The organism is Stappia sp. TSB10GB4 (assembly GCF_900185745.1).
Lineage (GTDB): Bacteria > Pseudomonadota > Alphaproteobacteria > Rhizobiales > Stappiaceae > Stappia.
This window is the reverse complement of record NZ_FYAV01000047.1, coordinates 22,479-47,975: the sequence shown is the minus strand read 5'-3', so window position 1 is coordinate 47,975 and position 25,497 is coordinate 22,479. Positions and strand designations below refer to the sequence as shown.

At 66.3% G+C, this 25,497-nt stretch carries 22 protein-coding genes; 12 read left to right on the top strand and 10 right to left on the bottom strand.

The genetic code is table 11. The features are described from left to right. Positions 1–48 precede the first annotated feature (48 nt). Entirely contained in the window at positions 49–1,323 is a 1,275-nt protein-coding gene (gene eno, locus TSB10GB4_RS10605) for a phosphopyruvate hydratase (protein WP_186395738.1), read from the top strand. A gap of 234 nt (positions 1,324–1,557) precedes the next feature. Here eno and TSB10GB4_RS10600 read toward each other — a convergent pair whose 3' ends face one another. From TSB10GB4_RS10600 to TSB10GB4_RS10575, 6 genes are all read right to left on the bottom strand, one after another. Then, on the bottom strand, positions 1,558–2,769 hold the full coding sequence (locus TSB10GB4_RS10600) for an XRE family transcriptional regulator (protein WP_186395737.1): 1,212 nt from the start codon (positions 2,767–2,769) through the stop codon (positions 1,558–1,560). Continuing rightward, on the bottom strand, positions 2,766–3,476 hold the full coding sequence (locus TSB10GB4_RS10595; protein WP_186395736.1) for a hypothetical protein: 711 nt from the start codon (positions 3,474–3,476) through the stop codon (positions 2,766–2,768). Before TSB10GB4_RS10595 ends, TSB10GB4_RS10600 begins: the two co-directional genes overlap by 4 nt. 83 nt (positions 3,477–3,559) lie before the next feature. After that, a complete protein-coding gene (locus tag TSB10GB4_RS10590) occupies positions 3,560–4,270 on the bottom strand; it encodes a DsbA family oxidoreductase (RefSeq protein WP_186395735.1) in 711 nt (236 codons plus the stop codon). Positions 4,271–4,327: 57 nt separating this feature from the next. Then, positions 4,328–5,524 (bottom strand): hypothetical protein, encoded by a 1,197-nt coding sequence (locus TSB10GB4_RS10585; protein WP_186395734.1) that lies wholly within the window; start codon positions 5,522–5,524, stop codon positions 4,328–4,330. Continuing rightward, the gene (locus TSB10GB4_RS10580) at positions 5,521–7,143 is read right to left on the bottom strand and encodes a class I adenylate-forming enzyme family protein (RefSeq protein WP_186395733.1); all 1,623 of its coding nucleotides are present in this window, start codon (positions 7,141–7,143) and stop codon (positions 5,521–5,523) included. Before TSB10GB4_RS10580 ends, TSB10GB4_RS10585 begins: the two co-directional genes overlap by 4 nt. Before the next feature lie 19 nt (positions 7,144–7,162). Continuing rightward, positions 7,163–9,025 carry an extracellular solute-binding protein gene (locus TSB10GB4_RS10575; RefSeq protein ID WP_244570886.1) on the bottom strand — a complete coding sequence of 621 codons (1,863 nt, stop codon included), beginning with the start codon at positions 9,023–9,025 and terminating at the stop codon, positions 7,163–7,165. Positions 9,026–9,230: 205 nt separating this feature from the next. On the opposite strand from TSB10GB4_RS10575, the gene TSB10GB4_RS10570 reads away from it, so the two are divergent. Then, the gene (locus tag TSB10GB4_RS10570; RefSeq protein ID WP_244570885.1) at positions 9,231–9,995 is read left to right on the top strand and encodes an invasion associated locus B family protein; all 765 of its coding nucleotides are present in this window, start codon (positions 9,231–9,233) and stop codon (positions 9,993–9,995) included. 96 nt (positions 9,996–10,091) lie between these two features. Here the strand turns inward: TSB10GB4_RS10570 and hspQ are convergent, their stop codons facing one another. The 3 genes from hspQ to TSB10GB4_RS10555 form a co-directional block, all read right to left on the bottom strand. Then, complete coding sequence (gene hspQ, locus TSB10GB4_RS10565; RefSeq protein ID WP_186389498.1) at positions 10,092–10,415, bottom strand: heat shock protein HspQ; 324 nt, start codon at positions 10,413–10,415, stop codon at positions 10,092–10,094. A gap of 110 nt (positions 10,416–10,525) precedes the next feature. After that, entirely contained in the window at positions 10,526–11,569 is a 1,044-nt protein-coding gene (locus tag TSB10GB4_RS10560; protein WP_186395732.1) for a CoA ester lyase, read from the bottom strand. A 118-nt stretch (positions 11,570–11,687) separates the two neighbouring features. Further along, on the bottom strand, positions 11,688–12,593 hold the full coding sequence (locus tag TSB10GB4_RS10555; RefSeq protein ID WP_186395731.1) for a lysophospholipid acyltransferase family protein: 906 nt from the start codon (positions 12,591–12,593) through the stop codon (positions 11,688–11,690). Between the two features lie 166 nt (positions 12,594–12,759). On the opposite strand from TSB10GB4_RS10555, the gene TSB10GB4_RS10550 reads away from it, so the two are divergent. Further along, positions 12,760–13,713, top strand: a complete 954-nt coding sequence (locus tag TSB10GB4_RS10550; RefSeq protein WP_186395730.1) for an AEC family transporter — start codon at positions 12,760–12,762, stop codon at positions 13,711–13,713. Between the two features lie 41 nt (positions 13,714–13,754). Next, positions 13,755–14,837 (top strand): CaiB/BaiF CoA-transferase family protein, encoded by a 1,083-nt coding sequence (locus tag TSB10GB4_RS10545; protein WP_186395729.1) that lies wholly within the window; start codon positions 13,755–13,757, stop codon positions 14,835–14,837. Positions 14,838–14,849: 12 nt separating this feature from the next. Here TSB10GB4_RS10545 and TSB10GB4_RS10540 read toward each other — a convergent pair whose 3' ends face one another. Beyond that, positions 14,850–16,085: a UbiH/UbiF family hydroxylase gene (locus TSB10GB4_RS10540; protein ID WP_186395728.1), complete on the bottom strand. Its 1,236-nt coding sequence runs from the start codon at positions 16,083–16,085 to the stop codon at positions 14,850–14,852. A 184-nt stretch (positions 16,086–16,269) separates the two neighbouring features. On the opposite strand from TSB10GB4_RS10540, the gene TSB10GB4_RS10535 reads away from it, so the two are divergent. The 8 genes from TSB10GB4_RS10535 to xdhC all read left to right on the top strand — a co-directional run bounded on the left by TSB10GB4_RS10535 (position 16,270) and on the right by xdhC (position 25,488). Continuing rightward, positions 16,270–17,241: a DUF2182 domain-containing protein gene (locus TSB10GB4_RS10535; protein WP_208984675.1), complete on the top strand. Its 972-nt coding sequence runs from the start codon at positions 16,270–16,272 to the stop codon at positions 17,239–17,241. A gap of 141 nt (positions 17,242–17,382) precedes the next feature. Continuing rightward, positions 17,383–18,123, top strand: coding sequence for a phosphatidylcholine/phosphatidylserine synthase (locus TSB10GB4_RS10530; RefSeq protein WP_208984673.1), 741 nt, complete (start codon positions 17,383–17,385; stop codon positions 18,121–18,123). A 132-nt stretch (positions 18,124–18,255) separates the two neighbouring features. After that, a complete protein-coding gene (locus tag TSB10GB4_RS10525; RefSeq protein ID WP_186395725.1) occupies positions 18,256–19,233 on the top strand; it encodes a quinone oxidoreductase in 978 nt (325 codons plus the stop codon). 8 nt (positions 19,234–19,241) lie between these two features. Next, positions 19,242–20,183 (top strand): LysR family transcriptional regulator, encoded by a 942-nt coding sequence (locus TSB10GB4_RS10520; RefSeq protein ID WP_186395724.1) that lies wholly within the window; start codon positions 19,242–19,244, stop codon positions 20,181–20,183. Positions 20,184–20,295: 112 nt separating this feature from the next. Then, the gene (gene uraH, locus TSB10GB4_RS10515) at positions 20,296–20,649 is read left to right on the top strand and encodes a hydroxyisourate hydrolase (RefSeq protein ID WP_186395723.1); all 354 of its coding nucleotides are present in this window, start codon (positions 20,296–20,298) and stop codon (positions 20,647–20,649) included. Between the two features lie 3 nt (positions 20,650–20,652). Then, positions 20,653–22,140, top strand: coding sequence for a xanthine dehydrogenase small subunit (xdhA, locus tag TSB10GB4_RS10510; protein WP_186395722.1), 1,488 nt, complete (start codon positions 20,653–20,655; stop codon positions 22,138–22,140). Next, on the top strand, positions 22,130–24,469 hold the full coding sequence (gene xdhB, locus TSB10GB4_RS10505; protein ID WP_186395721.1) for a xanthine dehydrogenase molybdopterin binding subunit: 2,340 nt from the start codon (positions 22,130–22,132) through the stop codon (positions 24,467–24,469). The genes xdhA and xdhB overlap by 11 nt, the downstream gene beginning before the upstream one ends. Next, positions 24,469–25,488 carry a xanthine dehydrogenase accessory protein XdhC gene (xdhC, locus tag TSB10GB4_RS10500; RefSeq protein WP_186395720.1) on the top strand — a complete coding sequence of 340 codons (1,020 nt, stop codon included), beginning with the start codon at positions 24,469–24,471 and terminating at the stop codon, positions 25,486–25,488. The genes xdhB and xdhC overlap by 1 nt, the downstream gene beginning before the upstream one ends. Positions 25,489–25,497 lie beyond the last annotated feature (9 nt).

Here is a 25,497-nt window from a genome sequence, read left to right as displayed (position 1 = left end):
GCCTTGGCCCACCCACTTTCACAAAGTCCCACCCGCAGGGAGACGAGAATGACCGCAATTGTCGACATCACCGCCCGCGAGATCCTCGACAGCCGGGGCAACCCGACCGTCGAGGTCGACGTGTATCTGGAAGACGGCGCCTTCGGGCGGGCCGCGGTGCCCTCCGGCGCCTCGACCGGCGCGCATGAGGCGGTGGAGCTGCGCGACGGCGGCGCCCGCTACCTCGGCAAGGGCGTGCAGAAGGCGGTCGACGCGGTCAACACCGAGATCTTCGATGCCATCGGCGGCCTGGATGCGGAAGACCAGATCAAGATCGACGAGGCGATGATCGCCCTCGACGGCACGCCGAATAAGGCGCGCCTCGGCGCCAACGCCATCCTCGGCGTGTCGCTGGCCGTCGCCCGCGCCGCGGCCCAGTCGGCCGGCCTGCCGCTTTACCGCTATGTGGGCGGCGCCGGCGCGCGCCTTCTGCCCGTGCCGATGATGAACATCATCAACGGCGGCGCCCATGCGGACAACCCGATCGACGTGCAGGAATTCATGATCATGCCGGTCGGCGCCGACACGCTCGCCGACGCGGTGCGCATGGGCGCGGAAGTCTTCCACACCCTGAAGAAGGGCCTGAAGGACGCCGGCCACAACACCAATGTCGGCGACGAGGGCGGCTTTGCCCCGAACCTCGCCTCGACCGAGGACGCGCTCGGCTTCATCATGAAGTCCATCGAGAAGGCCGGTTACCGCCCGGGCGAGGACATTTGCCTGGCGCTCGACGCCGCCTCCACGGAGTTCTTCAAGGACGGCAAGTATCACCTTTCCGGCGAGGGCAAGGTGCTCGGCCCGGACGAGATGGCCGCCTATCTCGCCGATTTCGTCGGTCGCTACCCGATCATCTCCATCGAGGACGGCATGGCCGAGGACGACTGGGCCGGCTGGAAGGCGCTGACCGATCTGGTCGGCTCCAAGTGCCAGCTCGTCGGCGACGATCTCTTCGTCACCAATTCGGTGCGCCTGCGCGAGGGCATCGAGAAGGGCGTCGCCAACTCGATCCTGGTCAAGGTCAACCAGATCGGCACCCTGACGGAGACGCTGGACGCGGTGGAGACCGCGCATAAGGCGGCCTATACCGCCGTCATGTCGCACCGCTCGGGCGAGACCGAGGACAGCACCATCGCCGACCTCGCCGTCGCCACCAATTGCGGGCAGATCAAGACCGGCTCGCTGGCCCGTTCCGACCGGCTCGCCAAGTACAACCAGCTCATCCGCATCGAGGAAGAGCTGGGCGAGCAGGCCCGCTATGCCGGCCGCAGCATCCTGAAGGGCTGATCAGCCCCTCGCGCTTCAACGCCTGAAACACCGAAACCCGGTGCGCATCCAGCGCGCCGGGTTTTTGTTTGTCGCTAGGCTAGGGATGCTCAGACGCCCGATACATTCTCGCTTAGCCAGCCCAAAAAGAGAACGCTTCGTCGCACTGTTGTTTGATACACGGCGAGAAGCATTCTTTTCCAAGAAAACCAGCGAGCTTAAGCCATTTCATTTGCGTTTCCGAAATTCCTCGTCTCAAACGATACGACGAGGAAATTGGATAATTTTCCCCGATTCCAAATCTAGTACCTCTCGGCGTTCATTTCGCAAAGATATTGGAGGCATTTGGCTCACCGAATCAGTCAAAGTACCTGGTTCAAGGCATGCGATCTCCTCGATTTCCTCAGCAGGTAAGGACAACTCGGACAGTATAGACGAGCGAGCAAAAAAGCCGGACCCCAAAAGAACTTCAAACCCTCTCCTTAACATTCGCGGCCGCTCTATCGACATCTCTCGGTCAAACGGCTCTCTCAGAGGTCCTCGCCACCTTCTTTTTGTCAATTGCCTAAATAAATAAGACGATTCATCTTGATTAAGCAGGCCAAGATCCTGAGCCCTTACGATCATTGCGGAGATCGCGATTCCCCAGCGCCTCTTCGAGATGCAGAGGTTGTCCAATGAAATAACGTTAACTTCACGCAGAAAGGCTTTCTTTGGAAATAGGAGTGCTCCAGCAAATCGAAAAGCCTGTTTCTCGATAATCTTATGGGATGCAGGAGTGTTTACCTGAGATTTCGTGACGTTTCGGTGCAAAACCATGTGACCAAGTTCATGTGCCGCGTCCAGCCTTACCCGTGATGCACTTGCATTGTTTGTATTTACACCGACGAATGTTCTGCCTAATCTAGGTGAGTGAAAGCAGAAGCCGTCCTGCTTGTCGGATACAATATTCAAGGCAACCACAGGTATTCCCGCATTTTCTAATGCTAGTATCATATCCGGAATAGGCTCAGATCGAAGCCCCCAATGCTCCCGAATTTTTTCGGCCGCATTCTCAATATGATCATTTGTTATGTTTTTGAAATCACTTGGGAGATCTAGATTTGGTAAAACCTCTTCCGAAAATTCCACCTCCTCATTCAAAAAGTAGAATATTTCTCTGAGCCATTTCATGCGTTGTTCTGACATCTCTCGCGCACTTTTGCTTTCGGCGGCGCGAGATCGCCAGTGAACGACGCCGAGATCTTCCTCAAAGATTGGTTTGAAAAAAAAATCCCTAGGGAAATTAAGCGCATTAACGATCCTTCCGAAGCGCTCAGGCTGCGGGCTGTCTTTTCCTTCTTCGTAGTTTGTGATTGCCTGCCCTGTAACGCCGACTAAGGCGCCAAGGGCGTTCTTAAATAAGCCGCGAGATAACCGGGCCTCCTTAAGGCGTGCTCCTTGAAAATTAGGCACACCAACACTCATGCTACATCTCCGTTACGTTTAATCTCGCGCCGTCTTACTTTTACAACGACGTTGTCTTTCTGCACCACGGGCGCTTCGGTTGCTCGTGGCTCCACCACACCGTCAGTCATTGCGTCGAAGCCAAATACCGCGACGCGATGAAGATCTAAACGCATCAACCAGCCGGTATAAGATTCATTTGGAACGCCGAGCATAAAAGCTCCCAGCGATCGGTCTTCTAAAGTGAATTTAGGTCCCGCGGGCGCATGAAGAAGAACTGCAACAAGGCTTCCACTCCAGTCGATTATCCTTCTGTACGAATCTCCAAAATCCATTTCAATTTGCTGCACGAACCCAGTAGCAGACACTAGTTGTCGCTTGTAGTTTGAAGTCCGCGGAGGTTCCAGAACTTCCAGCATTGGCTCCTGAATAACTACGATTCGGCCAATTTTTACGAGTAGCTTTTTTTGTCCGTTACATGAAAGCGTTCTGAATTCGTAGGGAACTCCATGTATTTTACATGCGAAAAGGAGAGATTTTACCGCGCAATAGGCGCGTTGTTTTGAGTATATTTCGGCTTTCAATTCCTCTGGGATCGCTGGATCCTTATTAATTCGCTCAAACAGGGAAGGATACTCCCAGGCCAAATTCTTGCCTACAGAAGCCAAAAAGTCCGGGTCGATGTCGTGTTCAAGCGTTTCATGAGCGGTGCTAAGCAGAGTGTTCACCTGTGGACCCCTTGCCCGTGAGACAACTCAAGCATGCTGGTGTGTTTGTCGAAAAAAATCAAGTGTGACGGATTGTTTTGCCCTCACCCAGCCTTCGTCTCATAGGCGTGCTTGATCGCGGCGGCGAGGGTTTCCGGCTTTTCCGCGCCCATGACGATGAAGCGTTCGTCGATGATGAAGGCGGGGACGCCGGTGACGCCGATGCGGTGGGCCTGCTCGACGGCGGCGGTGATCTTGTTGCGGTCGGAATCCGTCGGCAGCAGTTCGGCGACGAGATCCGACATCATGCCGACATCGGCGGCGGCCGAGACCAGCGTCTGCGGGTCGCTGAGGTCCGCGCCTTCCAGGAAATAGAGGCGGAACAGCCGCTCGGCCATCTCGCTCTGCAGCCCGTCGGCGCGCGACCACAGCAGCAGGCGGTGGCAGTCCAGCGTGTTGGGCGAGGTGCGGATGCGTTCGAAGGCGAAGGGGATGCCTTCCTGCAGGCCGGCGGCGGCGATCTGCTCGTGCAGCGCGTCGATGCGCGCCTGGCTGCCGAATTTCTCCATCAGATATTGCTGGCGGTCCTTGCCCTGCGGCGGGATCGTCGCGTCGAGCTGATAGGGCTGCCAGCGCAGGGCAACGGGAATGTCCGGCAGGCTCGCCAGCGCCTTTTCCAGCCGCCGCTTGCCGATATAGCACCAGGGGCAGACCACGTCGGAAATGACGTCGATGGGCATCGCGGCCTGATCGGCGGCGGTCCGGGCGGCTGCCTGCTGCCCGCTCGCGGTGTCGGTCTCCGTCTCGGCGTGCATGGGCAGTCCTTTCGTCGGTTGCGCCAGGAGCGCGAAGGGAGCGCGCCTTAGGACGCGTCAGGCAAAGGCGGTGCTGGCGACGATGGCGCCGATCCGCCGGCGGATGCGCTCCTGCGCCTCCGCATCCCGCAGCACGGCGATATCGCCCAGCCCCTCGACCGTAGCAACAAAATCCTCCTCGCGCGATGCAGCAAGCGTCGCCGAAAGGACGGGGTTGACGGCGGCACCTGCGAAAGGATCGTCATTCGCGGCCATGGAGGTGAGCGGCGGCGGGGCGATCTGCGCCAGTTGCAGGGTCAGCGGCTCCGCTCCGCGCAAGGCGAGCGCTTCGCCGAGCGCCGCCAGATAGCGCTCGAACGCCTCGCGCGGCAGCACCGGCAGGCCCTTGCCCGAACGATGGCGCGGGCGATAGCCGGCCAGCACCCGGTCGGCAAGCGCCCGGCGCGCGCCGGCCCGCAGCAGGCACAGGAGATGCCGGGCGAGGACCTGCGGCGCGGCCCTGCGCGGCACGCAGTCGCTGGCCCCACTCGTCAGCAGGGCAGCCCCCTCCGCCTCGTCGGCGCACAGCGCCAGCACGGGCAGGGCGATATGGCGCGGATCGGCGCGAAGGCGGGCGAGCAACTCGGCCGCGCGGGGTACGGGCAGGTCGCTCACCAGCAGCCGGGCAGGGGCCTCGTCCAGCGCGGCGAGCGCGGCCTCCGCCGTGAGGCAGCCGCGCAGGTCGAGCGCGGCAAGGCGACCGGACAGCGCCATGCCGATGCGCGCACTGTCGCCGGCGACCAGCACCGGAATGCCTCGGGCAAGACCGCCGGTAGGCGCCGCTCTCGGCAAGGCTCCCGGAGCCAGCGGGCCGAAGACGGCCCGGCGCAACCGCGCCTCCTCCATCCGCCGGGCCTGGCGCACGGTCTCGGCCAGCCGCTCCAGCGCCAGGTCCGGCGGGCAGGCGGCGGAGATCATCGCATCCGGCAGGGGCGCTTCAGGGATTTCCGGGGCTTCTGGCGCGGCACACAGCACGAGGCGCGGCACGTGCACGCCCCTTGCGCGCGCCTCGGCCAGGTGCCGGGCAAGGTCTGGGCAGGTGGGGGCGCCGGCAAGGCTCACCACCGCGTCGGGCAGGAGGGAGCTCTGGTCGCCGGCCCATGAGAGGTCGGCAAGCTCGCCCCACGCTTCAGCAAGACGCGCGAGCAGGCCACCCGGATGCTCTGCGAGCCCGTCCAGCAGCACCGACAGGCGGCGGGCGGCCTCCCGGCTCATGCGACCTGCGAATGGCCGAAGCCGGCGCGGGCGGCCAGCGCCTCGCGGTCGACCTTGCCGGCCGCATTGCGCGGCAGGGCGGCGACGGGCAGCACCCGGTGCGGCACCTCGGCAAGGCTGGCGTGCTCGGCCTCCAGATAGGCATAGAAGCCCTCGACATCGAACAGCAGACCCTTCTGCGGCACCATCGCGGCATAGAGCCGGGCGCCGAGAATGCCGTCCTCGACGAGGAAGGCGGCGGCCTCGCGGATGCCGGGGAAGGCGGCATAGAGCGCGTCCAGCGTCGGCAGCGAGCCGACGCCCGGCGCCATCTGGCCGGGAATGCCGAAGCCGGTGATGCCGTTCTCCGTCTGGCGCAGCGGCAGTAGCGTGTCGACGAAGCCGGCCTTGTCGGTCGGCATGCGCACCTTGCAGGCGGGCCAGGCCGAATCCGGCACCATGGCGCCGCGCACCTTCAGCATTGCCGGGCTCGTTTCCGTATCGATGGCGATTTCCAGCAGCGCCGGCGCCTGCGTGGCGGCGGAAGGCGAGCCGATCCGCCCGCTCGGCAGCGGGCGGGGCAGGGCGCTGCCCTCGCGGGTGCGGGCGACCATGGCGAATTCGTCGGCGATATGCAGGTCGACCAGCTCGCGGTTGCTGCCATGCGGGGCAGGGGCGGGCGAATGCGCCTGCCAGACCGGTACGATGCGGCAGTCGGGCCGCTCGATCCGCCGGTCGAGCGCCGGCACCAGGGCGCCGGGGCACAGCACGATATCGGCGTCCGCCGCATCCGCGTGCGCGGCGAGCCGGCGCAGCGAGCCGGGGTGGTGCAGGTGCAGCGTGCCGCCCGACAGCAGCCAGGGGATCAGGCCGGCGCCGATGCCGGCCATGCCGGTCAGCGCGTAAGGGAGCAGGACGTTCGGCGCCTGCGGCAGGGAGAGTTCCAGATAGGGCATCAGGCCGCAGGCGATCCACTGGTTGTGGCTGCGGGCGATGGGCAGCGGCTCGCCGCTGGTGGAGCGGGTCCAGGTCAGCGTCGCCACATGGTCGGCAGCGTTCTGGTCGCGGCGGATCGGCGCCGGCTCCAGATCGTCGGGCAGTTCGCCAAGGATCTGCTCCACCTCCATCAGGCCGTCGGCGACATCGCGCCCCAGACCGAAGACGAAGCGCAGGGCGAAGAGATCGGCGGCGGTGTCGCGTGCCTCCAGGCCGATGGAGCGCCCGCCGAAGCTCTCTCCGGCGACCAGCGCCTTGGCGCCGGCGCGGGTCAGCGCCTCCAGCACGTTCTTCTGGCGCCAGTGCAGCGGCAGCGGCGCGATGACGAGGCCGGCACGCAAAGCGGCAAGGAACGTGATGACCGCGTCCACCGTGCCGGCGCTCTGCAGGCCGATGACATTATCGTGCTTCAGGCCGACGGCGGCGAAAAAGGCGGCGAGCCGGCTGATCTCGGCATCGGCCTCGCCATAGGTGAGGCGGCGCGGCACCTCGCGAAAGCCGCCGGCATCCTCATCGGCATCGCACAGGGCCAGCCGTTCGGAATGGGCGGTCGCGGTCTTGCGGAACAGCGCATCCAGCGTCACGCGGCCCCAGATGCCGCTCTGCCGGTGTGCCTCGATCGTCTTCAGCGGGGTCAGGATCATCTCGTCATTCCCAAGCCACTCAGCGCCTTGCAGCAGTGGACCACCAGGTTTCGAAGCGCGGTCCGGTGATGGACTGGACCTCGGGGCGGTCGATCGCGGTCCAGCGCGCCACCCATTTTTCAGGAAGATGGAACAGGGGCACCACATAGGCACCCGAAATCAGCGCCCGGTCGAAGGCGCGCACGGCGGCGGTGAAGTCCTCCGCCTCGCGCGCGGCCAGCATGGCGTCGATCATCGCATCGACCGCCGGGCTCTTCACCCCGGCATAGTTGAACGACCCTTCCTGTCCGGCGGCCTCGCTGCCCCAGCGATAGCGCTGTTCGTTGCCGGGCGATAGGGAAACCAGCCAGGTGTTCAGCACCACATCATAGTCGAAGGTCTGGCGGCGACGCTGATATTGGGCGCTGTCGACGGAGCGGATCCGCGCATCGACGCCGACGAGTTTCAGCGCCCGCTGATAGGCGATGGCGAGCCGCTCCTGGTCCTGCGATGCCACGAGGATCTCGAAGGACAGCGCCGCGCCGCCGGGGCCGCGCAGGACGCCTCCGTCGATGCGATAACCGGCTTCGCCAAGCAGTTCGACGGCGGCGCGCAGCACCTTGCGGTCGCGCCCCGATCCATCCGCCTCGGTCGGTTGCCAGGTGCCGGCCAGCACGTCCGGAGCGATCTCGTCGGCGAAGGGGGCGAGCAGCGCGCGTTCCGTCTCGCTTGCCGGGCGGCCGAGAGAGGACAGCACGGAATTGTCGAAATAGCCGCCGGTGCGGGCATAGAGCCCATGATAGAGGGTGCGGTTGACCCATTCGAAGTCGAACAGCATCGCCAGCGCCCGGCGCACCCGCACGTCGGACATGACCGGGCGGCGGGTGTTGAAGACGAAGCCAAACATGCCGGCCGGGGTGCCGAGGCGGAAGCTTTCCTTGACCACCTTGCCACTGGTGACCGCCGGAAAATCGAGCGAGGTTGTCCAGCGGGCCGGGTCGGCGACGGGAAGCACCTGGACCAGTCCCTTCTTGAAGGCCTCGAACAGGGTGTTCTCGTCGCGGTAGTATTCGATGCTCAGTCGATCGAAATTGTAGAGGCCGCGGCGGATCGGCAGTTCCTTCGCCCAGTAGTCGGGATCGCGGCGATAGACGATGCGGGTGCCCGGATCGACGCTGTCGATCACATAGGGCCCGGAGCCGATCGGCGGGACGAGCGTGCTGCGGTCGAAGGTCTCGGGATCGATCGTGTGCTTCGCCAGGATCGGCGACATGCCGACGAGCAGCGGCAGTTCCCGGTCGGCCCCATCGTCGAAGGTGAAGCGAAGGCTCCGCTCACCGGTCTTTTCCATCGAGGCGATGCGGGCATAGCGGGCGCGAAAATGCGGGCGCCCCTTGTCGCGCAGGATCTCGAAGGAGAAGATCACATCCTCGACCGTGACAGGCGTGCCGTCGGAGAACCGCGCCTTGTCGTTCAGGCGAAACTCGATCCACTCTCGCGTTTCCGGCATGCGCACGGATTCGGCGAGCAGGCCGTAGAGGGTGAAGGGCTCGTCGAGATTGCGCTCCAAGAGGCTCTCGATCACCAGCGCTCCGAAATCCGTGTCGCGGATGCCGCGCGCGGTGGTTGTTCCCCCCTGGACGATGAACTGATTGAGGCTGTCGAACGAGCCCTGGACGCCATGGGTGACGGTGCCGCCGCGCGGCGCGTCGGGATCGGCATAGGGCAGATGAAGGAAATCGGCGGGCAGGGCGGGCTCGCCATGCATGGCGATGCCGTGGCTCCATGGCACACCGGTCTCCTCCGCCACGCCGGCAAGCGGCGCAAGCGCAAGCACGGCCGCCGCGAGAACGGCGGACAGCCTGGCCAGGGAGAGAATCGGGGCGGGTTTCATTTCGGTCATGCTGTCGAATCCTAGCGCCCAATCACTTTGTTATGGTTAACGCAGTCTCAACGCCAGCCATGCCTCCGGCAGACCGCCCGGTGGAGCCGGGGACTGCGGCATTCGCGCAACAGCGTGGCAATCCCGCACGAATGAGGCGCCGTTGCGACGGCTCGCGCCGCCGACAAACTGGATATTCCCTGCGCCAGACTGTAAAGATGCGCCCGTGATCGCACGGGCCAATGTCTTGCCGCATTCTTTGCGCACAGGTTTGGCAAGCGAGGACAGAGGTTTTCCCGTTGGTGGCGACGACGCGTTTCCATGTGCCCGCCGCAACGAAACAATGGACTTAGGGACGCATTGCATGGCTGAGAGACTGAAGAACCACTTGGCGGGTCTGGCCGTCGGCGTTGTGGCGAGCATCGCTTTCGCAGGCGGCGCCGTTGCGCAGACTGTCGAGCCTTCGGCGGATTCGCCCTGGGTGAAGATCTGCAACACCGACCCGCAGTCCAACAAGGAAATCTGCGTGGTGACGCAGGAACTGCGCACCGACACCGGTCAGTTTCTGGCATCCGTGGCGGTGCGCGAGATCGCCGGCGAAGCCCGCAAGACCCTGCTGATGGCCGTGCCGCCAGGCATGCTGATCCAGCCGGGCCTGCGCGTGCAGGTCGACAACGGCAAGCAGACCGAAGCCAAGTACGGCATCTGCTTCCCGAATGCCTGTTACTCGGAACTGGTGATCGAGGATGCCTTTATCAGCTCTCTGAAGGCCGGCGGGAACCTGATTCTGACGACGCTGAACCAGCAGGCAAAGCAGGTTCCGTTCCAGTTGACGCTGACCGGCTTCACCAAGGTTTATGACGGCGCGGCGATTAATCCGGAGGAACTGCAGCAGAAGCAGCAGCAGTTGCAGTCCGAACTGCAGAAGCGCGCCGAGGAAGCCCGTCAGAAGCTGATCGAGAAGCAGAAGGAAGTGACCGGCTCGAACTGAGCCGCATTCACCTGCCGGCAGAACAAAAGAAACGCCGCGGCTTCGGGCCGCGGCGTTTTTCGTTGGGCAGGCAAAGGATGCGGGAGAGGCCGGCAGTCAGTGCAGGTCCACGTCGCGCGGCCGGTACGAGCCATCGTCCTGCTGCTCGAAGATCTCGTCGACCTGGGGATGGCGAACGGGCTCGCCCGTGTCGTCCGGCACCAGGTTCTGTTCGGAGACATAGGCGACGTATTCCGTCTCCGCGTTCTCGGCGAGCAGGTGATAGAAGGGCTGGTCACGCTCCGGGCGCACGTCCTCCGGGATCGCTTCCCACCACTCCTCGGTGTTGGAGAAAGTCGGGTCGACATCGAAGATGATCCCACGGAAGGGATACACCCGGTGCTTGACGACCTGACCGATCATGAATTTCGCAGTGCGCATCTGTTCGGTTTCAGCCAATTTGAACGTAGGTCGGGATCTTCTCCCTTTGGTCAACACTAGCGCATACGCCCTCAACAGGCGGTTTACAAGTCGCGACCGGCTCCGCCGATCTACAGGCCGTAGAGGGCCGCCATGTCCGGATCCTTGGCCGCGACGATGCGGGCAAGGTCGACGATAACCTTCGCCTGTTTCCAGGTCGCATCGTCCTGCATCTTGCCGTCGATCATCACCGCGCCGGTGCCGTCGGGCATCGCCTCCAGGATGCGCAGCGCGAAGGCGACCTCGGCCGGCTCCGGGCTGAACACCCGCTTGGCGATGTCGATCTGGCTCGGATGCAGCGACCAGGCGCCGACGCAGCCCATCAGGAAGGCGTTGCGGAACTGCGCCTCGCAGGCGGCGGGATCGGAGAAGTCACCGAAGGGACCGTAGAACGCCTTGATGCCGGCCGCCATGCAGGCATCGACCATCTTGGCGACCGTGTAGTGCCACAGATCCTGCTGGAAGACCGCGCGGGGGGCCGTATCCCCTCCGGCATCGGCCAGCACCGTGTAGTCGGGATGGCCGCCGCCGACGCGGGTGGTCTTCATGCCGCGCGAGGCGGCAAGATCGGCGGGACCAAGGCTCATCCCGTGCATGCGCGGGCTGGCGGTGGCGATCGCCTCGACATTCTTGACGCCCTCGGCGGTCTCCAGGATAGCATGGACGAGGATCGGCTTCGACACGCCGGCCCGAGCCTCGAGCTGGGCAAGAAGCTGGTCGATATAGTGGATGTCCCAAGGCCCCTCGACCTTGGGCAGCATGACGACGTCGAGCTTGTCGCCGACCTCGGTGACGATCTCGACGAGATCGTCCAGCACCCAGGGGCTGTTGAGGCAGTTGATGCGGGTCCACAGGCCGGTGGTGCCGAAATCGTTATCCTGCGCCATACGGATGAAACCGCGACGCGCGTCGGTCTTTGCATCGGCGGGGATCGCGTCCTCCAGATTGCCGAGCACCACATCGACCGACCGAATGAGATCCGGCACCTTCGCGCGCATCTTTTCGACATGCGGCGGCACGAAATGGATCATGCGCTCCAGCCGCACCGGCTGCTCGCGCAGCGGCGCCGGCGCCCCGATGGCCAGCGGCTGATAGAAGGCACGCGGTGTCTTCATGATGGTCTCCTCCCGAACGGCCCGCGTCAGCGCGGTTCCTTACCCGTCATGTTGCATTGCATATAATGGCTTTCGCGTTGCGGCATGCAAGCGGGACCTTCGGGCAAGGCGGAAGGCTTCACAGCCACTTGCGGATGATCCACATCCATTGGGCCGGATATTGGCGGATCCACTGCTCGAACAATGCGTGATAGCGGCGGGTGGCGGCCAGCGCGTCGGCCTTGCGGTCGCCGCTCTGCGGCATTTCGACGATGCGGGCCTCGATGCGGAAGCGATTTCCCGGCAGGCGCACGGTTCGGCTGGCGACGAGGGGCACCCCGGCCGCGCGGGCGATGGAGGCCGGATAGACCGTGGCCCAGGCATCGCGGCCGAAAAAGGGAATCACCGCGCCGCGGGGATCGCGCAGGTCGGCGAGCATGGCGGTGCGGCCGCCCGAGCGGGCAAGGGTCAGCAGCCGCCGCGCCGTCTCGTGGCTCTTGGGATAGAGACCGCCTGGATAGATGCGGGCGCGCAGGTCGTAGACCAGACGGTCGACGAGGGGATTCTTGATCGACTGGTAGACCCCGGCCGGCTGCCATCCGGCGGCGAGGCCGCCCATGGCGGTCATTTCCCAGTTACCGGTATGCAGCGAGACGACCACGGCGCCGCCATCACCCACCGCCTTGCGAACGTCCTCCACGTCATATTCGAAGCGATCCGGCTCGGCGACGATGCGGTCGAGTTGCAGGGTTTCGGCGGCGATGCGGCCGAGATTCTCCCACATGTCGAGCACGAGGCGACGGCGCTCGGCCGGCGCAAGGTCCGGCATCGCCTTTTCGAGATTGCCGAGCGCGCGGCGGTGGCGGCTGTTGAAGCGCGCGAACAGACGCCAGCCCTTGCCCATGGCGGCAGACGCCGCATCCGGCGGCAGCAGCCGCAGCAGCCAGAGGGCAAAGCTCAGCAGCCGCCATTCCAGGCGATAGCGCCAACCGCGTCGCGTCGCCGGCAGGGTGCCGGTTTCGCCGGGGGAGTCCGTCTCCATCATCGCCTGTCGTCGTCTCTACTCACTTATGCGGAGGTCGTTGCCGTTGACCGGTCTCGGCGAACCCGCTAGGCCTGCGGTGATTAACCAAGCGGTCGAGGCTTGGCAACACGCTCCCTGTTGAAGCTCCCTGTTGCGCGGGCGTCCCTCCCGTCCGCCGGAGGCCCTGATGGAAAATGTGATCACGCTGGCCCTTCCGTTTTTCGGACTGATCTTTCTCGGGATCGGTGCCGGCAAGCTGAAGGATATTCCCGCCTCGGGGCTGGCGTGGATGCAGTTATTCATCATCTACATCGCCCTGCCGGCGCTGTTCTTCCGCCTGCTCGCCAAGACGCCGATCGAGGAACTGACGAATGTCGGCTATGTGGCGGCGACGACCTTCGCCACCTACAGCGCCTTCGCCATCGCCTTCTGCATCGGCGTGCTGGCCTCGCGCGGCAGCATTCCCGAAGCGACGATCCAGGCGCTCGCCGGCTCCTATTCCAATGTCGGCTACATGGGGCCGGGGTTGACGCTGGCGGTGCTCGGACCGGCGGCGGCCGTGCCGACGGCGCTCGTGTTCTGCTTCGACAATATCCTGCTGTTCACGCTGACACCGCTGATGATGGCTCTCGGCGGCACCGACAACGAACCGCCGCTGAAGACCATGGTGACGGTGCTGAAGCGCATTTTCACTCATCCCTTCATCCTCGCCACCATTGCCGGCGTGATGGCGGCGGCGGTCGAGTTCCAGCCGCCGCAGGCGATCGACACGCTCTTGACCTTTCTCAGCAACGCGGCCGCCCCCTGCGCGCTTTTCGCCATGGGCGTGACGGTGGCGCAGCAGCCGATGGGGCGGGTGCCGCTGGAACTGCCGGTGATCCTCGCCGTCAAGCTGATCGTGCATCCGTTGATCGTGCTGGTGCTGCTGAACTGGATGGGCGGCGTCGAGCCTGCCTGGGTGGCAACGGCGGTGCTGATGGCCTGCCTGCCTCCGGCGGCCAATGTCTTCGTGATCGCCCAGCAATATCATGTCTATGTCCAGCGCGCCTCCAGTGCGATCCTGATCGGCACCATCGCCTCGACGGTCACCGTGTCGGTCTTCATCTATCTGATCACCGAAGGATTGTTGCCGCTTCAGTAGAGGCTGCCCCGCAAGAGCAGCCGTCCGGGAGGAGACAGGACATGACGCAACAGCCGCTTGCCGGCATCACGGTGCTCGATTTCAGCACGCTGCTGCCGGGCCCGCTTGCCAGCTTGATGCTGGCCGAGGCCGGCGCCGCGGTGATCAAGATCGAGCGCCCGGGCGGCGAGGACATGCGCTTCTTTCCGCCAAAGGCAGGACCGGCAAGCGCGCTCTACGCCATGCTCAACCGCGACAAGACCTGTGTCGAACTCGACCTGAAGGACCCGGCCGCGCGCGAGCGCGTGCTCGAACTCGTCGACGGCGCCGACGTGGTGCTGGAGCAGTTCCGACCCGGCGTGATGGCGCGGCTCGGCCTCGGGCCGCAGGACCTTGCCGCCCGCAACCCGCGCCTGATCTACTGTTCGATCACCGGGTTCGGACAGGGTGGCCCGCGCGCGCCGGACGCCGGGCACGACATCACCTACATGGCGCTGACCGGACTGCTGGCGCTCTCCTGTGGCACCGGAGAGGCGCCTGTTCTGCCCCCCGCGCAGATCGCCGACATTGGGGGCGGCAGCTTTCCGGCGGTGATGAACATTCTGCTGGCCTTGATCGCGCGCGAGCGCAGCGGCAGAGGCGCTGTGCTCGACATTGCCATGTGCGACGCGATGTTCACCTTCGCGCTGTTCGCCCAGGCCAAGCTCACGGCGACCGGCAGGGGGCCGGACAACGCCGCCGATCTCCTCACCGGCGCCTCGCCGCGCTATCGCATCTATGCGGCCGGCGACGGCGGGCTGATCGCCGTCGGGGCGCTGGAGGAAAAATTCTGGACCGCGCTGTGCGATGTGGTCGGCCTGCCGGAGGCAGCGCGTGACGACCGCCGCGATCCGGACGGGACGGGCAGGGCGCTTGCCGCAGCCTTCGCCGCGCAGGACACCGCCTATTGGGCGCCCCGGCTTGCCGCCGCCGATTGCTGCGCCGCGCCGCTCGCCACCCTCGCGGAGGCCTTTGCCGATCCACATTTCCGCGAGCGCGGCCTGTTCGACTTCGACGTGACGACGGGCGACGTGACGCTGCCGGCGACGGTGGTGCCGATTGCACCGGTCTTTCGCGGCGCCCGCAGCGCCAGGGCACCGGTATAGCCCCGTGCAGCGTCAGCCGAGCGGCAGGCCGCGCATCAGGCGCGGGCGGGCCATTAGCGGGGCGATGCCCTCGCGCATCAAGAGCCGGCGCAGCGGCGGCACCCGGCCGGCGAGGTAGAGCCCGATCCCGCGCAGCAGTTGCACGGGCAGAAGCTCGCTCAGCAGCGAGCGGTTGAGCAGGTCGACGGCCGTGGTGCGCGAGACGATGTCGGGCCGGCGCGCGCGCTCATAGACGGCGAGCACCGACGGCGCGCCGATGTCCTCGCCGCGGCGGCGGGCAGCGACCAGGATCTCGCCGAGCGCGGCAACGTCGCGCAGGCCGAGATTGAGTCCCTGCGCTCCGATCGGCGGAAACACATGGGCGGCCTCGCCGACCAGCGCACAGCGGTTGGCGGCGACAGTTCTGGCCGTGAGCCCGCCGAGCGGATAGAGCTGCCGCTTGCCCAGAACCCGCATACGGCCGAGGATCGAGGCGGCGCGCCGCTCGATCTCCAGCGCCAGCGTATCGTCGTCGAGCGCATGCAGGCGCTCGGCCTCGCCCGGTTCCTGAACCCAGACCAGCGAGGACTGGCGCCCCTTGAGCGGCACCAGCGTGAAGGGGCCGGTCGGCGTGTGGAACTCGCTGGAATGGCCGTGATGCGGCACATCATGCTCGAGATTGAGCACTAGGGCGCATTGCGGATAGCGCCACTCGCTGACAGCGATTCCCGCCGCCTCCCGCACGGCCGAGCGGCGCCCGTCCGCGCCGATGGCAAGCCGGGCGCAAAGTGTGGTGCCGTCCGAAAGCGACAGGGTGACGCCGCTTTCGCCCGGTTCCAGCGCGTCGAGGCGGGCGTCGATCCGCTCCAGCAGCGGCTCGGTGGCGCAGGCTTCGGCCAGTTCGCGGTTGAGATCGGTGTTGCGGATGTTGTAGCCGAAGGCCGGAAGATCGAGTTCCGAGGCGTCGAAGACCACTTCGGGCGCACGAATCAGCCGGCCGGTCGCGTCGATGATGCGCATGTGCTCCAGCGGTGCGGTGTGCGGGGCGATCCGCTCCCACAGCTTCAGCGAGCGCAGCATCTCGACGGAGGACTCCAGCAGCGCCGTGGTACGATCGTCGGCGGCGGCAACGGCCGGAGCGACAAGCGCGGTGCGGAAGCCATGGCGGGCGAGCAGCAGAGCCATGCCCATCCCCGAGGGGCCGGCGCCGACGACGGCGATATCGGCCTGGCGCGGAGTGTTGCCGCTTGCGGTTTTGCGCTTTGTCATTGCCGGAACCCGATCTTTCCTCGAACCTTCAAGGGGAAGATGACGCGGCAGCGGCGTAATGCAAGCCCGGTGGCGACGCATTTGGTCGCATCCGGCGCAGCGCGGATGCCGCTCCGCGCCCAAGACCACTATCATGCCGCGCGGAGATCCGGGGACGGACCGCAACGGTAGGCAGGAGCAGGACGTGCCGGCAGGACTGGAGATTTCGGCGAAAGGCACGGGCGGCGGAGAGCCGAAGGGCGGCGGCCTGTGGGGGCTCGCCGCGCGGCATCCGCGCGCCACGGTATTTGCCTGCATCGGCGTGGCGGCACTGGCTGGCTGGGCCTATCTGGCGGCAATGGTGGCCGCGATGGTGCCGGTGATGGATATGGACGAACTCGGCCCCGGCATGGTGCTGTTCAACACGTTCAATATCTTCGCCGGCCTGCCGACAGAGGCCCGCGTGTTGCTGGCGGCGATCTGTCTGCCCGAGGGAGCCGCGACCTTCGGCATGCCGGCCTCGGAACTGTGGTCGGCCCACGACATGCTGCTGGTCTTCGTCATGTGGGCGGCGATGGCGCTGGCGATGATGCTGCCGACGGCAGCTCCGGTGATCGCGACTTTCGCCGAGCGAGCGCGGCAACCGGGCGAGGGAACTCACAGCCTCCCGGCCGGGTGGGCGACGTTGCTGCTGGCGCTCGGTTATCTCTCTGTTTGGATGGCCTATACGGTGGTGGCGACGGGCGCCCAGGCGGCCCTGACCGCGGCCGGTGCGCTGACGCCGATGATGGCGCCGGTGACCACCGTTCTGGCGGGCACGACGCTGGTTGCCGCCGGGATCTACCAGTTCACCCCGGCCAAGGCAGCCTGCCTGTGGCGTTGCCGCAATCCGCGGCTGTTCTTTGCCAGCCACCGGCCGAGGTCGCTTGCCGAAACCTTCCGCCTCGGCGTGATGCAGGGCCTGTTCTGCCTCGGTTGCTGTTGGGCCCTGATGACGGTGATGTTCGCCGTCGGCATCATGAACGTCTTGTGGATCGCCCTGCTCGGCCTCCTGATGGGGCTGGAAAAGACCTTCCTCTCGGACCGGCTGCCGCGCCTCGTCGGTGTCTTCCTGCTGCTGTGGGGTGGCTTCCTGCTGATGCTCGCCACCCTCGGCCACACGACCCTGGCCCGTTGAACTGCCCCGAGCCGGGTTTTTGCGACAAAAACATGTCAGTCTTGTTGCAGTTCGCCCCTCTTGCGGGCATAGGAAGGTCAGGGGGAACCATTCTCTCGTCCCTTCCGGCGGGGAGGTGGACCAGGTTACGAGGTTGAGCCTGTGGCAAAGGGAAAGATGGCGGATCTCGACGCTGGCGTTACGGACAGGCTGAAGAGCGCGCATCCGCTGTTCCTGATCCATGTGCTGACCGCGCTCGGCGCCCCCATCGCGCTGCTGGCGCTTCTCGCCGGCTCGCACGGCGACTGGACGATGCTCTTCGTCTGGCTCGGCATTGCGCTCGTCATCGACGGCATCGACGGACCGCTCGCCCGCCGCTTCGACATCGCCCGGCGCATGCCGCAATGGTCCGGCGCCTCGCTCGACTTCGTCATCGACTATGCCACCTATGTCTTCCTGCCGGCCTTCGCACTGGCGGCCAGCGGCATGCTGTCGACCCCGTGGAACTGGATCTGCGGCGGTCTCGTCGTCTTCACCGGTGCGCTCTACTTCGCCGACAACGGCATGAAGCAGCCGGACGGCTCGTTCAAAGGCTTCCCGGCCGGCTGGAACATGGTGGTGTTCGGACTGATGGTGCTGTCCTCGTCGGAGGTCTTCACCGTTCTGTTCGTGGTGGCGCTGTGCGCGCTGACCTTCGCCCCGATCCGCTTCGTGCATCCGGTGCGGGTGACGCGCTGGCGCCCGCTGACGCTGGCCGTGACGCTGCTGTGGTTCGTGGCGGCGGGGTTTGCCATTGCCGACGGCATGTCGGCCGACGGGCCGGTCAAGTGGCTGCTCGCCGTCTCCAGCATCTATCTTCTCTCCGTCTCGGCCCTTCAGCAACTGCTAGACAACCTGCGCTGAGCCGATCGCCGCACCCGCTGGCGGCGTTTCTCCAGGTCGTACAACACCCGCCTTGCAAAAGGGGTTGCCCGCTCTGTCCGGCGCCCCCATCATCCGGCTCACGATCGAGACCCATCCCGACGGGAGCAAGACATGGTGAAAGCAATCAGGGTGCATGAGACCGGCGGACCGGACGTCATGCGCTGGGAAGACATCGAACTGGGCAGCCCGGGCAAGGGCGAAGCGCGGATCCGGCACACGGCCATTGGCCTCAACTTCATCGACATCTATTTCCGCTCCGGCCTTTATCCGGCGCCGGCCGGTCTGCCCTTTACCCCGGGCAACGAGGGCGCGGGCACCGTCGTCGCGGTCGGCGAGGGCGTGACCCATGTGGCGCCGGGCGACCGGGTCGCCTATGTCGGTCCGCTCGGCTCCTATGCCGAGGAGCGCCTGATCCCGGCCGACCGTCTGGTCAAGATCCCGGACGGGGTCGACGACAAGACCGCAGCCGGCATGATGCTCAAGGGCATGACCGCCCGCTATCTGCTGCGCAAGACCTACAACGTGACCTCCGACACCACGCTGCTGTTCCACGCGGCGGCGGGCGGCGTCGGCCTGATCGCCGGCCAGTGGGCGGCAAAGCTCGGCGCAACGGTGATCGGCACGGTCGGCTCCGACGAGAAGGCCGAGCTTGCAAAGGCCAACGGCTACACCCACGTCATCAACTACCGGAGCGAGAATTTCGTCGAGCGGGTGCGCGAGATCACCGGCGGCAAGCTGTGCGACGTGGTGTACGACTCGGTCGGCAGGGACACCTATCCCGGCTCGCTCGACTGCCTGCGCCCGCTTGGCCTGTGGGTGTCGTTCGGTCAGGCGTCCGGACCGATCACCGATTTCAACCTGGGCCTGCTCGGGCCGAAGGGCTCGCTCTATGCCACACGGCCGACGCTCTTCACCTACATCGCCTCGCGCGCCGACCTGGAGGAGACTGCCAACGATCTCTTCGACGTGGTGCGCTCGGGCGACGTCAAGATCCAGGTGAACCAGGAGTACCGGCTTGCCGACGCCGCCAAGGCGCATGAGGACCTGCAGGGGCGCAAGACCACCGGCACCACCGTCCTCGTGCCCTGACAACGCCTGTGGACCGGTCCCGCACCCTCTACGGCCCGGCGCTCCGCTACTTCGCGGCCGTCGCCCGGTCGGGATCGATCCGCTCTGCGGCACGCGAACTGAACGTCGCCTCGAGCGCCGTCAACCGGCAGATCCTGTGGCTGGAGCAGTCGCTCGGCCACACGCTGTTCGACCGGTTGGCGCGCGGGGTGCAACTGACGCCCGCGGGAGAGATCCTGCGGGCGCATGTCCTGCGAACCTTCGCCGATCTGGAGGCGACGCTGGGCGATCTCGACGCGCTGACCGGCATGCAGCGCGGCACCGTGCGCATCGCCAGCGTCGAGAGCGTCACCGAAAGCCTGTTGCCCGACGTGGTCGCCGCCTTTCGCCGCAGCTATCCCGGCATTCACCTTCACCTGGTGCTGACCGGTTCGGAACAGGTGGTGGAGGCGATCATCGCCGGAGAAGCGGATGTCGGCTTCGCCTTCGAGCCGCCGGACGATCCGCGTCTTGCGGTCGCCTTCCACCGGGATCTCGAAATCGGCGCGCTGGTGCGGCCCGGCCATCCGTTGACGCGGCGCGAGCGCGTGTCGCTGGCCGACTGCTTGGTCCATTCCTTCTGCTTTCCCTCGTCCGACCTGTCGTTGCGCAAGCGGCTCGATATGGCGCTCGCCGACGGAGGCTTTCCGCCCGGCGCCTTTGTCGAGGCGAATTCGCTGAAGCTGATGAAGGAACTGACCCGCAGCGACGACACCGTCGCCTTCCTGACCACGCTCGGCCTGGAACGGGATCTGGTCGAGGGCTCGCTGGTGTTCCTGCCGCTGGCCGAACAGCCCCTGAAGCGGGACCGCTTCACCATCCTGACCTCGGCGCATCGCAGCCTCGGCCATGCGGCACGGGCGTTTTTCGATCATTCGGTGGACGCATTGCGCGCTCGTCTTGCGATGATCGATGCCAATTCGGCATCATAGGGGTCGAAAATATCTTCTGGTCGCGCCCGCCTGGCTGCTGCACTCTTTGAGGGCATGCACAATGCGTGACCATATCCGGCAGGGGGGCGATCGCACGCATGGAAGGGGGAGCATGGGACGACTGACGACACATGTGCTGGACACGGCGCTCGGCAAGCCGGCGGCGGGCCTGTCGCTGTCGCTGTGGCGTGAGCGGAACGGCACCTTCGAGTGCATCCGCACCGCCGTGACCAACTCCGACGGACGGGTCGATGCACCGCTGCTGGAGGGCGATACCTTCCGCGCCGGTGTCTACGAGTTGCGGTTCGAGGCGGGCGCCTATCTCGCGGCCTCGGGCGCGAACCTGCCCGATCCGCCGTTTCTTGATATCATCCCGCTGCGTTTCGGGATCGCCGACGAGGCCGGCCACTATCATGTGCCGCTGCTGCTCTCGCCCTTCGGCTATTCCACCTATCGCGGGAGTTGAGCGATGCGCGAAGTCGTCCGTTTCCTGCAAGGAGGCCGTGTCGTCGAACTGGCGGATGTCCGCCCGACCGAGACGGTGCTCGACTATCTGCGCCTGCGCCGCGGTCTTGTCGGCACCAAGGAAGGCTGCGGTGAGGGCGACTGCGGAGCCTGCACGGTTGCGGTCGGACGGCTCGTCGAGGGGCGCCTCGTCTACCAGCCGGTCAATTCCTGCATCCAGTTTCTCGGCATGCTGGACGGCGCCGAACTGGTGACGGTGGAGGATCTCGCCGCGGACGGGCGGCTGCATCCGGTGCAGCAGGCGCTGGTCGACCATCACGGTTCGCAATGCGGTTTCTGCACGCCGGGCTTCGTGATGAGCCTCTTCACGCTCTACCACGCGCCGGAAACACCCGCGACGCGCAAGACCGTCACCGATTGGCTCGCCGGCAACCTGTGCCGCTGCACCGGTTACCGGCCGATCGTCGACGCGGCGATGGCCGCCTGTTTCACCGAGATCGACGATGCCTTCTCGCGGCGCGCGGCCGAAACCGTCGCGGCGCTCGAGGCCATGGAGCGGGACACCCGCGATGTGGTCATCGCGCAGGAGAGGGGCGGCTTCTTCGCCGCGCCCGCAACGCTGGATGCGCTTGCCGAACTGACGGAACGCCATCCGGACGCCACTCTGGTGGCCGGGGCGACCGATGTCGGCCTATGGGTCACCAAGCAGCTCCGTGAGCTGCCGCAGGTCATCTGGCTCGGCCGGGTGCGCGACCTCGACCGTATCGAGGAGACGCCGGGCGGCGTGCTGATGGGGGCGGGCACGACCTTCGCCGCCGCTCATCCCTACATGGCACGGATCGACCCCGACCTTGGCGAGTTGTGGCGGCGGATCGGCTCGCGGCAGGTGCGCGCCTCCGGCACGGTCTGCGGCAACATCGCCAACGGTTCACCGATCGGCGACAGTCCGCCGGCGCTCATCGCGCTCGGCGCGACCATCGAGCTGCGCCGCGGCGAGGCCTCCCGCACGTTGCCGCTGGAAGCCTTCTTCATCGGCTACGGCAAGCAGGACCGCGCCCCGGGCGAGATCGTCACGGGGCTCTATGTGCCGCGTCTCGACCCGAACCACGCCTTCCGCTGCTTCAAGATCTCCAAGCGCTTCGACCAGGATATCACATCGGTGCTCTGCGCCCTGCGGGTCACGCTCGCCGACGGCACGGTCACCGAGGCGCGGCTCGCCTATGGCGGCATGGCCGCAACCCCGAAACGGGCGGAAAATGCCGAACTCGCCCTGCTCGGCGCCCGGCCCGACAGGCCGGCGAGCTGGGCGGCGGCGCTGAAGGCGCTGGCCGACGATTTCGCTCCGATTTCCGACATGCGCGCCAGCGAGGCCTATCGCAAGGAGGTGGCACGCGCCTTGCTCGCCAAGGCTTTGGTGGAAATCGGCGGAACGCCGGACGAGCGCACGCGGGTCAGCGGATTGCGAGCCGGGGAGATCATCCATGCGGCATGACGAGGACAGCGGAACACAGGTCGGCGCGGCGCTCGCCAGCGTCGGCCGGCCGCTGCCGCATGACAGCGCCATCCGCCATGTCAGCGGCAGCGCGGTCTATGTGGACGACATCCGCGAGCCGGCCGGCACGCTGCATGTGGTGCCCGGTTGGGCACGTGACGCCACAAGAGGCAGGATCGTCTCGCTGGATCTCGATCCGGTGCGCGCCCATCCCGGCGTCGTGGCGGTGATCGGCCCGGCGGAGATTCCCGGCAAGAACGACGTCTCTCCCGCCCTCGGCGACGAACCGATGTTCGCGGACGAGGAGATCCTGTTCTGGGGCCAGCCGCTCTTTGCCGTGGTGGCAACCACCCGCGAGGCGGCACGCCATGCCGCCCGCAAGGCGCGAATCGAGGTGGAGGAGCTGCCGCCGCTGCTGACCGTCGAGGACGCGCTGGCGGCGGGCGAGACGGTGCTGCCCGACTACCAGTTCCGCAAGGGCTCGCCGGAAACGGGGCTCGCCACCGCCAGCGATCTGTTGGAAGGCTCGCTGCGCATCGGCGGACAGGAGCATTTCTATCTCGAGGGCCAGGTCTCGCTGGCCGTGCCCGGCGAGGACGGCGACATGTTCGTCCACACCTCCTCGCAGCATCCGAGCGAGACGCAGCACATCATCGCCCGGGTGCTCGGCGTGCCGGACGCGGCGGTGACGGTGGAAGTGCGCCGCATGGGCGGCGGCTTCGGGGGCAAGGAGTCCCAGGCAAACCACTGGGCGGCGATCGCGGCGATTGCCGCGCGTGCGACCGGCCGGCCCTGCAAGCTGCGGCTCGACCGCGACGACGACATGATCATGACCGGCAAGCGGCACGACTTCCGCGTCGACTGGAAGCTCGGCCACGATGCGCGAGGGCTGTTGCGGGTGGTCGACATGCGGCTCTTCGCCCGCTGCGGCTATTCGGCGGACCTGTCGCTCGGCGTCGTTGATCGCTCCATGTTCCACGCCGATTCCAGCTACTACTATCCCGACGCGATGATCCATTCGCGCCGGCTGAAGACCCATACCTGTTCCAACACCGCGTTTCGCGGCTTTGGCGGCCCGCAGGGCATGCTGGCGGCCGAGCGGATGATGGATGCGCTGGCGATCCGGCTCGGCGTCGATCCGCTGGATCTGCGCAAGCGCAACTTCTACCGCGAAGGGCGCGACGTCACGCCTTACGGCATGAAGGTGGAAGAGCACGCGACGCTGCATGCCATCGTCGATGAGCTGGAGCAGAGTTCCGACTATCGCCGGCGGCGGGAGGAGATCGCCGCCTTCAACGCGACCAGCCCGATCCTCAAGAAGGGCCTGGCGCTGACGCCGGTGAAGTTCGGCATCTCCTTCACGCTCAAGCATCTGAACCAGGCCGGCGCCCTGGTGCATCTCTACACCGACGGTTCGATCCACCTGAACCACGGCGGCACCGAAATGGGGCAGGGCCTGTTCCAGAAGGTGGCGCAGATCGTCGCCGAGGAGTTCGGCGTCTCGCTCGACACGGTGAAGATCACCGCGACCCATACGGGCAAGGTGCCCAATACCGGGCCGACGGCGGCCTCCTCCGGCACCGATCTCAACGGCATGGCCGCCAAGATCGCCGCCGAGACCATCCGCGGCCGCCTCGTCGCCTTCGCTACCGAGCGCTACCAGATCGAGCCGGCGGAGATCGTCTTCGCAGACAACCGCGTGCAGCTCGGCGAGCGGAGCATGACGCTCGGCGAACTGGCGCGCGAGGCGCATCTGGCGCGGATCCAACTGTCCGCCGCCGGCTTCTACGCCACGCCCAATATCACCTGGGACCGGCCGAGCGCCTCCGGTCGGCCGTTCTTCTATTTCGCCTATGGCGCGGCCTGTTCGGAAGTCACCGTCGACACGATGACCGGTGAGATGCGGGTCGACCGGGTCGACATCCTCCACGACGTCGGCCACTCGCTCAATCCGGCCATCGACATCGGCCAGATCGAGGGCGGCTTCGTGCAAGGCATGGGCTGGCTGACCACCGAGGAACTGGTCTGGGACGACCGGGGACGCCTGCGCACCCACGCGCCCTCGACCTACAAGATCCCGACCGCCTCCGACGTGCCGGAGGACTTCCGGGTGGAGCTATACGCTTCGGCCGGCAATCCCTCGCCGACGGTCTACCGCTCCAAGGCGGTGGGCGAGCCGCCGGTGATGCTGGCGATCTCCGTCTTCAGCGCCATCCACGACGCGCTGGCGAGCCTCAACCCCGGCGCGATACCGGACTTGGACGCCCCGGCGACTCCGGAAGCGATCCTGCGGGCGGTGCAATCCATGAAGCGGGGCAGGGCCGGCTGATGCGCAACCCCTGGAGCGCCGTTCGCGATCTGCTGCAACGCCATGGCGGCTGCGCCATGGTCAGCGTGCTGGCGCTGCAGGGCTCGGCCCCGCGCGAGATCGGCGCGCGCATGGTGGTGGCGCCGGACGGGTCCTTCCATGGCACCATCGGCGGCGGCACGCTGGAATACGAGGCCATCGCCATCGCAGCCGCGCAGGCCGGCGACGAGAGCTCGACCGACCTGTTGAAGCTGCGCACCTTCACGCTGGGGCCCGATCTCGGCCAGTGCTGCGGCGGCCGGGTGACGCTGGCGGTGGAGAGCTTTTCGCTCGCCCGGCTCGACGAGGCCCGATGCCTTGCCGAACTCGCCGAACGCGGCGGCTTCGCGACACGGGCTGCCATCGGCGCGCAAGGGGAGGTAGCCCCGCGCGAGATCGTCGCCGGCGAAGACACGGTCGACGCGCCGCTGGCGCTGTCGGCAGGGCTGCTGGAGGAGCGGTTCACCGCGGGAGAGACCCGGCTGATGCTGTTCGGTGCCGGCCATGTCGGGCGGGCGATCGTGCTGGCGCTGGCCAGCCTGCCGTTCCGCATCACCTGGGTCGACAGCCGCGCCAACGCCTTCCCCGCGCACGCACCGCGCAGCGTCGAGGCGCGCCATGTCGCCGATCCGCCATCGATCTTTCGCGAGGTCGCGCAAGCGGGCGCGGTGCCGGCCGAAGTCCTGATCATGACCCATGACCACGCGCTTGATCTTGCGATCGCCGACGCGGCGCTGCGGGCGCCCGGCATCGGCGGCGTCGGCATGATCGGCAGCGCCACCAAGGCGGCGCGCATGGTCTCGCGGCTGCGGGCGGCCGGCCACGGCGCGGAGGCGCTCGGTCGCTTCCGCTGCCCCATCGGCATTCCGGGGATCGTCTCGAAGGAGCCGGCCGCCATCGCCGTCTCTGTCGCGGCCGAACTGATGCTGCGCCGGGAGCAGGCGGGAGCTTTCCACAACAAACACGGCGGCAGGCTTGCAGGGGGAATGAGGCTCGTATGATAAGGCGCC